Origin of the sequence: Streptomyces sp. NPDC006265, from assembly GCF_040613555.1 — a bacterium.
In the GTDB taxonomy this organism is placed as follows: Bacteria; Actinomycetota; Actinomycetes; order Streptomycetales; family Streptomycetaceae; genus Streptomyces.
In genome coordinates, this window is record NZ_JBEXSH010000119.1 from 1 (window position 1) to 14,971 (window position 14,971).

7 protein-coding genes and 1 pseudogene are annotated in these 14,971 nt (G+C 67.7%); 6 read left to right on the forward strand and 2 right to left on the reverse strand.

Annotation, left to right across the window (positions count from 1 at the left end; all coding sequences use genetic code 11):
- The coding region (locus tag ABZ281_RS12880) for an amino acid adenylation domain-containing protein (protein ID WP_356654877.1) at nt 1-3,681 on the forward strand (3,681 nt) is incomplete at its 5' end.
- Nucleotides 3,682-3,813: 132 nt separating this feature from the next.
- Here ABZ281_RS12880 and ABZ281_RS12885 read toward each other — a convergent pair.
- Together ABZ281_RS12885 and ABZ281_RS12890 are read right to left on the reverse strand one after the other, a co-directional pair.
- Entirely contained in the window at nt 3,814-4,047 is a 234-nt protein-coding gene (locus tag ABZ281_RS12885) for a hypothetical protein (protein WP_356654879.1), read from the reverse strand.
- A gap of 331 nt (nt 4,048-4,378) precedes the next feature.
- Nucleotides 4,379-4,525 (reverse strand): annotated as a pseudogene (locus ABZ281_RS12890) (transporter); the annotation flags it as partial.
- A 404-nt stretch (nt 4,526-4,929) separates the two neighbouring features.
- Here ABZ281_RS12890 and ABZ281_RS12895 point away from each other — a divergent pair.
- The 5 genes from ABZ281_RS12895 (at nt 4,930) to ABZ281_RS12915 (ending at nt 14,847) form a co-directional block, all read left to right on the forward strand.
- Nucleotides 4,930-6,165 (forward strand): helix-turn-helix transcriptional regulator, encoded by a 1,236-nt coding sequence (locus tag ABZ281_RS12895; protein ID WP_356654881.1) that lies wholly within the window; start codon nt 4,930-4,932, stop codon nt 6,163-6,165.
- A gap of 65 nt (nt 6,166-6,230) precedes the next feature.
- Nucleotides 6,231-7,502 (forward strand): hypothetical protein, encoded by a 1,272-nt coding sequence (locus ABZ281_RS12900; protein ID WP_356654883.1) that lies wholly within the window; start codon nt 6,231-6,233, stop codon nt 7,500-7,502.
- Complete coding sequence (locus tag ABZ281_RS12905; RefSeq protein WP_356654885.1) at nt 7,499-10,822, forward strand: hypothetical protein; 3,324 nt, start codon at nt 7,499-7,501, stop codon at nt 10,820-10,822. Before ABZ281_RS12900 ends, ABZ281_RS12905 begins: the two co-directional genes overlap by 4 nt.
- Nucleotides 10,823-10,854: 32 nt before the next feature.
- Nucleotides 10,855-13,824, forward strand: coding sequence for an RNaseH domain-containing protein (locus ABZ281_RS12910; RefSeq protein WP_356654887.1), 2,970 nt, complete (start codon nt 10,855-10,857; stop codon nt 13,822-13,824).
- A gap of 747 nt (nt 13,825-14,571) precedes the next feature.
- Entirely contained in the window at nt 14,572-14,847 is a 276-nt protein-coding gene (locus tag ABZ281_RS12915; RefSeq protein ID WP_356654889.1) for a helix-turn-helix domain-containing protein, read from the forward strand.
- Nucleotides 14,848-14,971 lie beyond the last annotated feature (124 nt).

Here is a 14,971-nt window from a genome sequence, read left to right on the forward strand (position 1 = left end):
ACCGGCGCCGTCGCGGCGGTGCTCGGCCGGACGAGCGGCCAGGACGACGTGGTCCTCGGCACCGTCCTCGCCGCCCGGCCCGCGGGTGCCGACCGCCATGTCGGCCTCTTCCTCGACACCGTGCCGCTGCGCGTGGACCTCGCCGGCGACCCGGACTTCCCCACGCTGCTGCACCGCGTGCGCGCCGGCAGCACCGCGGCGTACGAGCACAGCGGCGTCCCCTTCGACGAGCTGGTGGGAGCGCTCAACCCGCCTCGGGACCCGGGACGCAATCCGCTGTTCCAGGTGATGGTGGAGTACGAGAACGAGGGCGAGGCGGAGTTCGACCCGCCCCGGCTCTCCGCGACGCTGCTCGACGTGCCGAGCGCGCGGGCTCCGTTCGACCTGAGCGTCTACTTCACGCACCACGGCGACGGCGTGCGGTTCATGGTCGAGTACGACACGGCCCTGTTCGACGAAGCGACCGTGCGCCGCTTCACGCACTACGTGGAACAGGTGCTGCGCCGTGCCCTCGCCACCCCAGGCGCGCCGCTGCGGGAACTGACGGCCGTGACCGGCGCCGACCGCGCGGCCGTCGCGAGGCTGGGGCGCCTGGACGAGCCGTCGCCCGCCGTCGAGGACACCCTGCACGGGCTGTTCGAGCGGCAGGCACGGCGGACGCCGGACGCCGTGGCCCTGGTGAGCGGGGCGCAGAGCATCCACTACCGGGAGCTGGACGGGCGCGCGAACACGCTCGCCCACGATCTGCGTGCCCGGGGTGCCGTGCGCGGGGAGCGGGTGGCGCTGTTGCTGCCGCGCGGCCCGGAACTGATCGCCGCGGTGCTGGGGGTGCTCAAGAGCGGCGCCGCGTATCTGCCGCTCGACCCGTCCCTGCCCACCCCTCGGCTCGCCGCGCTCCTCGACGACGGCGCGCCCGTGCTGCTGCTGACCTCCGCATCCGTCCTCGCGCGGCATCCCGGGCTAGGGGCGGATGCCCCGGACGGGCCGGAACGGCTCGTGGAGCAGGTGGACGGCGATCCGGCGCAGGCCCGCCCGGCGGACGGCGCGCGGCCCGAAGACCCCGCGTACTGCATCTACACCTCGGGCTCGACCGGCCGCCCCAAGGGGGTCGTCGTGCCGCACCGGGGCCCGGTCAACCTCGTGCGCGGGCACCTGGCGGGCCATTCCGCGCTGCGCACCCTGCAGTGGACGTCGCCCGCGTTCGACGTGAGCGTGCAGGAGATCTTCACGACGCTGTGCTCGGGGGCGGCGCTGGTCCTGATCGACGACGAGGTGCGGCACGACCCGGCGGCGGTCGCGGAGGCGGTGCGCCGCCACGGGGTGGAGCGGATGTTCATGCCGTGCACCCCGCTCCGGTACCTCGTCGAGTCCGGGCCCGAACTGCCGTCCCTGCGGGAGCTGTTCTCGGCCGGCGAGGCACTTCAGCTCACCGGCGCGTTCCGCCGGTTCCTCGCCGCGCACCCCGGGTGCGCGCTGTACAACCAGTACGGGCCGACGGAGACCTCCGTCATCGTCACCTCGCACCGGGTCGACCCCGAAGGCGAGGAGTGGCCGCCGATCGGCACGCCGTTGCCGGGCGTGCGGATCACCCTGCTGGACGGCACCGGGCGGGAGGTTCCGCCAGGCACGGTCGGTGAGATCCACGTGGGCGGCGCCGCGGTCGCCCACGGCTACCACGCCCGGCCCGCCGAGACGGCAGAGGCGTTCCTCGCGGACGGCGCGGGCTCCGTGCTGTACCGGACGGGGGACCTCGGGCGCTGGCGCACAGACGGCACGCTCCAGTACGTCGGCCGCCGGGACGACCAGGTCAAGATCCGGGGACATCGGGTCGAACCGGGCGAGGTGCAGCAGGCGTTGAGCGCCCTGCCCGACGTCCGGGACACGGCTGTCGTGTCCCGGCGCGACCCGCACGGCGACCAGGAGCTCGTCGCCTACGTGGTGCCCACGGCACAGGATGCCGACCTGGGCGCGCTGCGCGCGGCGCTCTCGGCGGAGCTGCCCGGCCACCTGGTGCCCCGCCACTGGGTGCGGCTGGAGCGGCTACCGGTGAACACCTCGGGCAAGCTGGACCGGGAGATGCTGCCCGCGCCCGGGCCCGAGCCGGAGGACGCGGCGCCGGGTGCCGACACGCGGCCCGCCACCCCCCTGGAGAACGCCCTGCACGAGCTGTGGTGCGAGGAGCTCGGCGTGGGCCGGGTGCCGGTGACCCGGTCCTTCTTCGAACTCGGCGGCCACTCCCTGAGCGCGATCAGGCTGCTGAACCGCATGGCGGACCGGCTGGACAGGGAACTGTCAATGGCCGAGTTCTTCCTGAACCCCACGATCCGGGGTGTGGCGGCACGCGGTGAACGTCCCGCGCCCGCCGAGCGGGTGGTGGACACGGCACCGATGACGTCCACGCTGCGCAGGCTGTGGCACCGGCACCACGAACACGCCGATCCGGGTGTCTACAACGTCGCGCACCGCATCGACCTGTGCGGCGACCTCGACCCACGGAACCTGGCGGGCGCCCTGGAGGACCTGGTGGACCGCCATCACGCGCTGCGGAGCAGGGCCGTCCGGCGTGACGGGCGCTTCGTGGTCGAGGTGCTGGCCCAGGTGCCGGTGGACCTGCAGGTGGACGACCTGACGGGGCACGCCGACGACGAGGCCGTCGAGCGGTGGTGCCGGGACCAGGCCACGCGCCCGTTCTCCATGGACCGCGCGCCGTTGTTCCGCTTCCGGCTGGCGCGACTCGGTCCGGATCGCTGGGTACTGGTGACGGTGTTCCACCACGCCGTGTGCGACGGCTGGTCGATGGGCGTCGTCTGGCGCGAACTGGGGGAGCTCCACAACGCCCGCCATCAGAACACCGCCAGCCAACTCCCGCCTGTTTCAGTACAGTTCACCGACGTCGCCAGGGCGGAACACCAGCTGAGTGACGACCGCAGGGCGGATCTCGAACGGTTCTGGCGCACCGAACTCGACGGGGTGCCCCTGCGTCCGCCGCTGCCGTACGACCGGCCGCGCCCCGCGAAGTTGTCCGGCCAGGGCGCCTTGCACACCTGGGTCATCGACGGAGACATCCCGAAGCGGGTCGCGGAGGTCGCCGTCCGCCTGGGGACGACGCCGTACGTCGTACTGGCCGCGACGTTCGCCACATGGGTCGCCGCGCTGTGCGGCGGGCCGCCCGACGTGGTGCTGGCAGCGTCCAGCGCCAACCGCGCCCGTCGCGAGCGGTCCGATGTGGTGGGGCTCCTGGGCGACGCTGTCCTGCTGCGCGCCCGGCCGGGCGAGGCCGACAGTTTCGCCGACCTGGTGACACGGCTGGGCACGACGCTCTTCACCGCGCTCGACCACCAGGAACTGCCGCTGACGGAGGTGGTGGAGCTGGTGGCGCCGGGAACGGGCGACTCGCTGTTCCCGACCGTGCTGTTCACCGTGGTCACCACACCGCCGCCCCACCTGGACATGCGCTCACTGTCGGCCTCGGTACGCGACCTCCCCACGTCGGACGTGGCCCGCAACGAGTTGTACGCGGTCCTGGCACCCGGCGCCGATACGATCACCGTCACCTTCGAGTACTCCACGGACCTCTTCGACGAACCCACCATCATGTCCTGGGCGGACGATCTCACCCGGCTCCTGCAGCGCTTCACACGGGCTCCCGACTCCTCTCTGCGAGCCTCTGACCGATCGTGAACGGCACGCCAGACGGCGCGAAAGGGCGAGAGGATGCCCGAGCGGTTCGCCTCGCCGGTCTTCGCCCTCGCCTCGCGCCCGGCAGCCCGGGACCCCGCCTGCCCCGCTCCCGACCGCGCCGGGGACGTCCCATCAGCGGTCGGCCGTCGCGCTGGCCGCCGGCTTCGGATCCGTCAGCGGTTTCGTGGCGGTGGACTCACTGAACCCGAACACCTGCCCCCACAGCCACACGCCGGCCAGTAATCCGGCAATCATCCAACCGCTCATGCGCTTTTCGAGGACGAGATCCGCAAGGCCCGCGCCTCGGTCTGGCTGTGGGCGCCGTGGGTCGCGAACCGGGTGCGCGGCATCCTGCCACTGCTGCACGAGGCGGCCGGACGCGGCGTGCGAGTGACCGTGTTCATCCGCGACGACAGGACCAGCTCCAGGCCCGCCCGGACAGCCAGAGCCTCATCACGGACCTGCGGGCCGTCGTCCACATGGTCGTCCCCGTCAACGTCATGCACCAGAAAATCGCGGTGATCGACGAGCGGACGGTGATGATCGGCAGCCTCAACACCCTGTCCCAGGCGTGGACTCGCGAGGTCATGGTGACGATGCGCGGCGGCCACTTCGCCCGCAAGGTCCTAGAGCACGAGCACGCCGAGCTGTTCACCCGCCCGCCGAAGTGCGCCCGCTGCGGCGGCACGAGCATCAAGCTCGCCAGGAACCGGACGCCCAGCAGCGTCTCCATGTGCGCCTCGACGAGACTCTGCACATCTGCCTCGATCTCAGCAAGACGCGGCATGACCTCGGTCATGCCGCTATTGGTCGTGTCCGTGCGGAACAGCTTCAGGCCCGACACCTTCCCCTCCTCGGCTCGGAGATCACCAACGCCGACGAGGTGCGGGATTGTTTCCGCAGGAGGCTTCGAGGGTGTGAAGATGGAGTTAGAAGCACTATCGAGACCACGGGAAGGTGCCAGCGTCCCACGGGTCACTCGAACGGCCAGATCCCACATACGTCCCACAGAACACCTGACTACCCGTCACGACGTCGGTAAAGCGCAGGTCAGAGTGGATCAACGTGGGATACGGCAGGCGCCTTCTAAGCACTCACTCGATACTCCGGAACAGTACGGGGCCCCTGTGGACCAAGTACGGCGACTGGTCTTCGGGCACTCCCCCGCACTCGCTTGAACTCACCTCCAGGCTGATAGCCACTCGGCGGGTAGTTGCCATGAAGTCTTCACTGGGGTTCCCTACGGGTATGCCGAGGCATCTGCTGGCCGTTGAGCACACCAAGATCCGGGCGCTGCGCGAGCAGGCTGGGCTCACTCCGCAGGAGCTTGCTGATCGCGTGGGAGTCACGTACCGCGTGGTCGTGTACTGGGAGGAGGGCAGGTATGTACCTGAAGCCAGGAACGTGCGGCGGCTCGCCGATGCTCTGGGCTGCACCACCGCCGACCTCACGGGAACGCCCAGCGGGTCCGAGACACTAGTTGACCTCCGCTATGCCGCTGGCCTCACCGCAGAAGAGGTCGCCACCCGTCTTCGCGCGACTGCCGTCGGCCGTGATCTGTTCGTGGACGCACACAAAGTCCGCAGCCTGGAGCGGGGCCGTCAGGTGTCCGGCTGGAACTGGAGGAAGCCGGGGCACACGGGCCGGCTCGTGCAGCAGCTGGCAGCTCTGTACAAGGTGCCGGTCCGGATGGTGATGGACGCCTGGATGCGCACGCGGCCGAGAGATGAGCCCCCGCGTCTGCCCGAGCGGGAGCGGCACGGTCCGCCGGCGTCAGCGGTTGAGGGCTGGGAAGGGCTGAATGATCGGCAGCGGGTCTATCTGGGTGAAATCCTGCGCGATGACCAGATGACCGAAACGGAGATGTGGATGCGCCGGCAGAACCAGGTCAGGGTGCCGCCGGCCAAGCAGTGGCGGAAATTGCCGTTCGCTCTCGACGCACCCACCGAAGTAGTCGGTCACACGCGCCTTCAGCAGCGCCTGCGGAGCGCCAGCGTCCACGATCAAGGGGCCGGGGCCACCCTCCACTCCCTGGAGCGGCTGGGACTGATCAAAGTGACCAAGGACCGCGTGGAGGTTCCGGGGATCGGCGAGGTGGACCGGACCCTCGTGGAGATCACGCGCCGCGGCCGTGCCTGCGCCCGCGCTGGGCTGGGAGAGCCCGCGGAGTCGGCGCCTCCCGCGCACCTGCTGTCCGAATGGCTATGGGGCGTTCTGCTGCGTGTCGCCGCGGCCGGCCCGGAAGGTCTCCACGAGAGCGAGCTGACGGGCAAGTCCCTGTTCTACCTCGCTGTGGGATATCGGCCGAAGCGCCAAGCGCGTCCCAGCAGAGGTTTCATAGAACTACGTCCCCGGATGGCGCCGGGCGATACGCACGTCCTCGAGTACCGGTGGCACACCACCGCTCTCGGGCAGCAGCATATTGCCTCCTACCTGCACGTCTACACGGAGATGTACCCAGCTGCGGCGCCTCCTGCGCAATGATCATTTAGAGCGGTCCGAGGCCGTTCCAGGGGCATTGTCAGACCCATGCTCTACGGTCCTCTCCCGTGACGACCCATGTCGATGACGACGGCCTGACGTTCTCGCATTTCGAGGCGTTCCGCCTGATCAACTTCACCTTCATCAAAGCCTGTCAGACGATCAATGCCCCGGACCTGAGCCCGAGGGACCGGGCCGAAAAGCTGATGCGGTATCACGGGGACTTGCTCGCCGCGTACGGCCCTGGAGTGCCGCTGTCGTTCGGCGAGTTCCGCCGAAGGCTGCGCGGTCCCATCGACGGCCTGCTCCCGTCGTGGCTGGACCGGTCCGGCTTCGGCGATCTCGACTTTCCAGTTGTCGACGCCGAGGGCTGCGTCACCGGGAACGCCTTCGATCTGCAGTGGGAGACCTCCCAGCTGCACCGGATTTTGAAGCGGCTTCGGCGGATCGGCCGGATGCGGTTCACCGAGGAGCAGCTTCAGGACGAGATCGACCAGGATCAGATGTACGAGATCCTCAAAGGTCGCGGTGACGCCCAGTATGTCAAGGACCGCACCACGCTGGTGGAATGCCCTGCAGGCACGGCCGCGGAGCTGAACAAGCGCGGCCTGCCCCTCAACGCGATCGGCTTCTACGAGCCGATCCCCTACCACGCCGTCTACCGCACCTGGTGGTTCCCCTGCACGGTGTGCAAGTGGCCCATGAAGATCAGCAAGCGGATGAGTGCGGGCCGCGAGTACTACCGCGTCGCCTGTCTCTACGGCCGTCACGCCGATACCGGTGCCAGCTTCATGTTCCGGCCCACGTCCGGAGACGCGCCGCAGCTGCATCCGGACAGCCCCGACACCCCGGCTCCCCACGAGGCAACTCTCGCGCTGGACACCACGGGTGTCGTGCCGGAGGCGAAGCCGGTTGAGGGGCATCTGGCCCTCAAGCGCGGTGTGTGGCGCTACACCTGTGTGCCCGGCCTGCACGAGCTGCGTCTGCACACCGTTCTGCGGGAGCGGCTGGCCGCCGCACTGGCCGATGTGGACGAGGCCGTCAGGCTCTGGCCGATGAGCGATGCCTACGACCATCGCATCGAGGTCAAGGGGCCTGACGGGAACACGCACGTCTTCACCGTGGATGTGAAGGACTACACCCACGGTCGTGTCCTGGCCGAGAGCCTGCACCGCAACGAGGGCGACAAGGGCGGCGCCGAATGGCTCGTCGTTCCCGACCACCGGGCCGACCAGATCCCCCTGCTGACCGTGACCTGCCACAAGTACGGAATGAAGGCCGCGGCCATGACCGACTTCGCCAAGATGGTCTGCCAGAGCGCCGGGGTGGCGTGGGCATGAGCCAGATGACTGTGAGGGACGCCTTCGTCCGCGCCGCGCTGGCCCTGGCCGCCCACTACTTCCCGCAGCAGGACGACGACGGCAAGCCGCTGGCCTCCTTCCGCCACGCGGCGTTCTTCGCCAGCTGCAAACCGCAGGCATGGGAGAGATGGAATGAGCTGGGCAGTGAGGAACGACTGCTCGTGGCCGAGGTGATGAAGCTCAGCAACCCCGACCTCGCCGACGAGAAGCGGTTCGCCTCCGCCGCGCGGATCCTCCTGGGCGCCATGGACAGCGCCGAAGAGGAGGACGACGAGACCACCCTCCAGCTGTTCACCCTGGCCGGTGATCCTCTCACCGCCACTGCGGCCTACCCCCTGCTGGGAGGGGACTACCTCGGCTACGCCAAGAGCCTTCTCGCGCCCTACCGGCGGCCGAGCAGCCGGCGCAAGCCCCACGAGTTCGCAGCGCCGGGCCAGACGTACGAGACGAGTGAGCGCACCGAGGGCAATGAGATCGTCCATGGGCGCGTGACCATCCCCCGCTTTCCCGCTTTCATCCAGCCCCTCGGCCACGACACGCTTCCCGCCCTCACGACCCGGCCCAACGCCGGCACGGTCCCGGTCTACGTCCAAGATCTCAAGGACATCGCACAGCTCCTGGACACCCAGTACGAGGACACAGAGGCTGGCCCCTGGCTGCACAAGGTGCTGACGGGCCTGCTCGACCGGGTCAAGGCCCGTGACACCGACACCGTCAACGTGCTGGAGCTCCTGGCCGGCTGCACCCAGATCTTCCACGCGCCCACCGGAACCGGTAAGTCCGTGCTGGTCCGTCTCCTGGGCTCGTGGGCCGCGCTCAACGACTACCGCATCACCCTCCTCGTCCCTGATGTGAAGGCCACGCTCGCCTCCGTCTGGGACATCAGCCGCGACCTCGAGATCCTGCATGAGGCGGGCAAGACCGAGCACCTGGCGACGTGCGCTCCGCTGATGTCGCCGTCTTCACGGCACGATCGGGCCCTCAAGCACGCGGCCCTCGTCAAGGAGGACCCCGACGCCCCCGGGGAATGGGGCAAGCGTGGCCGCCGTGACGTCGACCACCTCGCCTATGGATGCGCACAGCAGCACTGGCTCGACTCCGCCGGCATCTACCGCCCCGGCAAGGAGAACTGTCTGAGCCTGCGCGGCGGCGGAGAGATGCTGGCCTGCCCCTGGATCCCGACCTGCGGCAAGTTCACCCCCGCTTACCAGGCCGCTGACGCCACGGTGATCGTCACCAACCACCACAACTTCATCCAGGGCACCATGCGGGTGGGCATCCAGATCGACGGCCGCCCGGTCCGGTCCGTCACCGTCCGGGAGTTCGTGCTCCGCGCCAGCGATTTCGTCATCATCGACGAGATCGACGCCTTCCAGGCCGTCGCCGTCGACCGCTGCGCCACCACGGTCGACCTGCACTCCCGGCGCCCGTGGACCGCAGAACCGCAGGTCCTGGACACCGCGGCCAAGCACCTTCCTCTGCGCTTCGAGGACCAGCTCATCGAACCGGTCAGCCACGTCCGGCTCATGGCCGAGTCCCTGCTGACCGGCCTGTGCACCAAGGCATTCCGCCTCAACCACCACGACGACGCCCGAGTCCCGCGGCTGAGGCACGAATACGACTACGAGGGCTGGCGCCTGCCACGCTCCAAGGACCGCGAGCTCATCAGCCTCCTGTTCCCCGAATACCCGGTCAGCGATGGCCAGCCGCTTCCCGCCGAGGCCATCGCCCGGCTCAACGCCCTGGTACCGGCACCCGACCTCGGCGAAGACGACGAGACGGCTCCTGCACCCATGCTCTTGGACCCCGAGTGGGAACGAGTGAGCAGCGTCCTCGGGGCCGTCGTGTCGCCGCGCGGCATCAACCAGCGCGACGCGCTCAAACTCAGGCTCCACGAGGCCCTCGCTCCGATGATCAGCGACGGCCGCACACGCAACCGGGCCATCGACCACCTCCTCATCCGCACGCTGATGAGCGAACTGGACGTGTCGCTCGCCGTTCTGCGCGACACCGCCCAGTCCCTGCGTCACTCCGGGCTGCTCAGCGCCAACCGCATCATCGACTCGATGCGCTCCGGCGGCATCGCCGACGTGCTTCCGCACGGAACAATCGGCAGGCCGATCAACGGCTACCGGGTCACCGGTATGAAGAACCCGGAGAAGGACGCCAAGCTCTCCACGCAGCACATGGCCGGCGACCCGCACACCTACGTGTCGGAGCTCGGCGGACTCGTCTCACTGATCACCGCCGGCGTGGAGCGGCCCATCTTCGGGCTCTCCGCAACGGCCTACTTCCCCCAGGCGGTCAAGGAACACGTCCACGCCCCCGTGATGTGGTGGATGACCGACGCCCAGGAAGAATCCATCCTGGTCGAGTCCTCGGCCGTCACCTACGGCAACGGCCACCGAAAGGCCGGAGAACGCATCCCGATCGCCGGCCAGTTCCCCTCCGACAAGCCCGAAGCCCTGCGCGAAATCGGTGAACGCCTGTACGAGACAAAGCTGTCGAGGAAACTCACGCGCCTGGCCAAATCGGAATCGACCCGCACCCGCGCCCGCGTGATTCTCACGGCCAACAGTTACGAACAGTGCGGCCACATCGCCACCGGCATCGCCAAGGCGAAGGGCCTCTCCCACCGCGTGTGCGTCCTCGTCCGGGAAGAAGACCGCCTCAGCAACGTCCGCTACCTTCCTGACCCGTCACTGGTGCGCCGCATCACCGTCGAAGAGGTCGAGGAATTCCCCCAATTCGGCGACATCCTGATCGCCCCCCTGGCTAACATCGCCAGAGGACTCAACATCGTCGTCAATCTCCGCTCAGCCATCCACTCCATCTACCTGTGCGTGAGGCCCCCGCTGATCATCGACGATCCCACCTGGATGTACGGCAGTGTCAACGCCGCAGGCATCAACGCGTTGCCCGCGTCCGGTGCGTCGGATCCCGTCGAGGCGCTGAAGACGGCTCGCACCGCAGCACGCGATCACCTGGCCACCATTCTGCGCTCCTCCCCGCAGCTGTCGACCATGGACCTCGTCCTCCAGGAACAGATGGTCGCCGGAATGCTGGTGTCCCTCATCCAGCTCGCCGGCCGAGCACGACGCGGCGGTACCAACATGGAACTGCACTTCGTGGACTACGCCTTCCACGATGAGACCTGGAGCTCTGACCTGGCCAGCATCATCGAACGCATGGCCGGCCGGTGGCTGCCGGAAGAACGCCGGCAGATGGCCGAACTGTACGGGGAGGCAGTCAACGCCTTCCTGACCTACGCCGGCGTCGACCTCGCCCTCTCCGCATAGCCCAGCGCTTCTTCCCGAAAGAGATCACAGCATTGAGCGACACCACCGCAACTCTCCCGAGCACCCTCACCCTGCGCTGCACCCCCGAACTCGTCCAGGGCCAGAAGGTGTACGTACGGATCTTTCCGCGCAGTGTGCGGGATGAATGGGAGAAGCTGAAAGGCGACGGAGACGACGAGCAGAAAAGCCAGCAGCATCCGGACGAGAAGAAGAACCTGCCGTACTCAACCGCCCTGACCTACCTGAAGTTCAAGACCGGCGGGTACGTCCACCTCGACCGGTACCTCAACTTCCTGGTCTCGCTGGAGAAGATTGACGACGAGACCCTGCGCCACGTCTTCCGGTGCGTTGTCGGTTACAGCAAGGGGCTGAACACCGACCAGGCTGTCCTCCTCGACGTACCGCCGGTGGCCGAAGCCATCGCGAAGACGCCCGAGCAGGAATTCGACATGGCGCGGCTCCTTAAGCCGGTGCCGGGCAGGCAGCCGAAGTGTCCCCACTGGATGTACGTCGCCGTGCCCTGGGTGATCTCTAAGAAGCTCGCCCAAGAAAAGTTCACCATCTACGACCTCGTCCCGATCACCAAGAAGGTCGCCGACACGGAGAAGGACGGCTCCCCCAAGCTCGACGCCAACGGCGAGCAGGTCTTCAAGAACCGCACGATCGGCTGGAAGGCCAACCCAAACAAAAGGGAAGTCACCTATCTTCCCGACAGCCGGGGCGGCATTATCGCTTGGGATCACCCCTTCGGACGCAAGTACAACCTCCGTGACGACGCAACCGAGGTCAACGAGACCACCAAGGCGCAGTACGCGATGTCCCGGCTCTCGGTGGTCATGAAGACCGAGCCCAACGTCGTCCACCCCGTCATCTTCCTGGACGCCCATGTCACCCGCGTCCACAGCAACATGGTCTACGCCAAGTCCACGCACATCTTCCAAGGCAGCGACGGCCTTCCCATCCTGCACACTGAGCTGGTACGCAACGGCAGCGTCCGAGCGGTCAACCAGCGCGCCCTGGAACTGCTCGCACGCGACGAGATGGACATCAGCGTCCTGCAAGCGCTGCAGACGCGCGTCACCGAAGAGCGGGCCCTGCTGGAGAAAGCCACCGAGGAGGGGGAATTCCCCTCGTTCATTACTCCTGATGCCGGCTTCATCCGCCCGCTCATGCCGAGGAACGACAACTTCGCTGTCGGCACGGGACCTGGCACCCTCCACCTGCGGCTCCTGGCCGAACACGTCTCCAAGGTGCTGGGCGAGAAAGCCACCTGGGTCGACTTCACGGTGGAACCGATGACCTTCGAGCCGCGCCCCACGGACAAACAGAAGATGGCCCCGCAAGAGCGTGCAAGCCGCATCGAGGCCGGCGAACTCCTCCACACCATCGGCTTTCCCCCGCCCGAAGAGATCACCGCCTCCGTAAAGGCCCAGGGCTTCGAGCACCTGCGGATCGTATGCCTGTGGTACCGCTGGAACACCCGCCTGCGAATGATCAACGCGCTGTCTCTGGCTTTCCCGGACGGCCCACCCATCGGCGATCCGGGACCAGGCGAGGAGGTCCCCCTCGCTCCCGGCATCAGCGTGGTGTTCCGTCAGGCTGAGCGCTTCCTGTCACACGGCGACGACATCAACCGGACCGTGGAGTTCAAATCCCTCGAAGACGACTTCGCCGACAGCGAGTCGCAGGTACTGGTTGGCGCGTGGTGCGAGACCGAGATCCCGGCTCTGAAGAAGAAGGACGGAGAGAAGCGGAATGCATTCCTGCTGCGCAGGGAGCGCTATGACGGGAAGTTCCAAGTCCGCCGCTTCCTGGCCAAGAAGGACTTCGTCTGCCAGTTCACCTCGGGAATGAAGCCGGGGACGTTCGGAAATCCCGCAACAGAAATCAGTCCTCCGAAGCCGGGGAAAGACCACGCCGCTTACATGGCGCTCCTCGATCTGTACCGCTCACTCGGCATTATCGACCAGCGCCTCGCGCGGGCCATCGCGAAGGACAAGAAGGGCTACGAGGCGGGGAAACTCGTCTACTGCGGGATCCACGCCCGCAGGCAGGCCAAGACAGCCGACGGCAAGCACACCAAACGCATCATCGTTGCCACCGCCCTGTTCCCGCCGGAGGAGGAGGGCGACGCCTGGACGATGCGAGCGTGGACACCCCAAATCGGAGCCTGGGTGCCCTACCGGGAGGCAATCGCCGCCTTCCACGCCAGTGACTACGCACTCCACGTCGACGGCAAGGGCGAGACGGACAAGGAACGCTGGGCGGAAGCAGCAGCACACGTCGAAGACGCCCTCTCCAGCCTCGTCCGCGACGAGCTGGAACCCGGCATGGGCTATGTCGTCATGGTCGACGGGCACGCCTGCCGACGGATGTGGACGGGCCTGCACAACGAGAATCAGAGCTACCAGGAAGAGGACATCACCGATCCACGCACCTGGCTGCCGGGGTACGGCAAAGGCAAGAACGCACCGCGCAAGAAGCCGAGCGCGGTCATCCGGATGAACGTCGCCGCGGATGAGGTGCCCCAGTACGTTCCTGTCCCTCGCGAGAGTGATCCGGACACCGAGAAGGAGTCCATCCTGTTCGCATCGGCCAAACTACACCGTGCCGACGTGGACTTCGGGAATCCCTTCTGGGTCCTGTTCAACATCCCGCGCAACTACCAAGCCAAGGGCGGAGACCTGGGCAAGGCCATCACTCGCTGGGACGCCAACCCGGGCAAGGGCGGGGAGGAGGGGGAGCGGGAGACGAATGAGCTCAAGGCGCCGTGGTGGGCCGTCACAGCGACCGAGATCTACCCAGTCGGTGTGGCCGACGGGGTCGACCGGACGATGCTCGCACGGGCAACCGCACGCTTGTGTCACCAGACCATCGCCTGGTCCGACCGCTCCCGCTACCCCGTGCCCCTGCACGCAGCCAAACAGCTCGATCTCGACCACCCTCAGTACCGGCGGTCGGCGCCGCCCGAAGAGCAGGGTGACGAAGCCGCCGACGAGTAACCGCAAGCGCGTGTCGAGGCGGATGCCCGAGGAGGCGCCACTCCGGGTCAATCAACATCGATAAGCGGCGGCGCAGACAGCGTCGACTACATCCGCGTGGGTGGCTCGGGCGGGGAGGTCGGCCCCAAGAACCGGCGAACTCCATCGCGAGCATCTTCGGTGTAGCCGCCATCTGGACGGTGATGACCACCGGCACCGGGGCCGGGTCGTGCGGGTAACGCTCGCACGTGGCCAACTCGCGAGGCGGGAATATAGCGGCGGGTCCCCGGCTACCGAAACCGGGGACCCGCCGAATACTTGTACCTCCACCGCCACTTCCTGACCACCCGTCGAAAGGCAGCACAGCGACGATCCATTACGTCACCGCCACACGGCATGCAATGCCCGTTGGGTGCTGCTCATTTCGCGAGACAGCATCACCTGCGTGAAATCGGACTTGGCGCACTCGGAAGATTGACCGCCGGAGCAGGCACCCTCGGGACCTCCGGCACGCGCCGTTTCGAACACGACTCAGCACTCGCGCGTGACCTACGGATTTCGAAACGATCCCACGGCCGCCAGTCGGACCAATCCGGTAAATTCCCAGCTCAGCCTGCCCCTCGAAAGGCGCTGCACCACTCCGCCCCCCCTGGAACACGCAGCCGCGCGCACCCCGAGACTCCTTCCCAGCTGGCGAACACAGTGCGACCACCACGCTCCCTTACACCGCCTAAATAGGCACAGACCCGAAAGGCACGACTGACAGGAATGCCCAGCCAGAGCAGCGAGACGCATCACGGCCCGTTCAGCCCCGAGCATATCCGCGCCACCTGGAGTGGGACCGCGAGCGTCGAGGACGCCGCCCAGGCGTTCGGCTTGTCGAGATCGAAGGGCTACGACCTTGTTCGCCGCGGGGAATTCCCCTGCCGCGTGCTGCCAATAGGCCGCACCGCCCGCGTCGTCACCGCCTCGCTCCTCCGCGTACTCGAGAGCGGCGAGCCGGAGTACAACGGAGCCTCCAGTGCAAGCCCCAATCCGTCATGACCAACTGCACGACGACGCCCCGCCGCAAGGGCGGATTCTCGGGGTCCTCGCAACACCTGATGGCTTACGTGGCTGTCAGTAGATCACGCAGGCGCTCGGCTGGGGTTCTCCAGTCGAGCGTTTT

Coding starts and splice junctions, on each gene's coding strand:
- ABZ281_RS12895 (WP_356654881.1), top strand. CDS start 4,930: ATGCCGAGGCATCTGCTGGCCGTTGAGCACACCAAGATCCGGGCGCTG.
- ABZ281_RS12905 (WP_356654885.1), top strand. CDS start 7,499: ATGAGCCAGATGACTGTGAGGGACGCCTTCGTCCGCGCCGCGCTGGCC.
- ABZ281_RS12915 (WP_356654889.1), top strand. CDS start 14,572: ATGCCCAGCCAGAGCAGCGAGACGCATCACGGCCCGTTCAGCCCCGAG.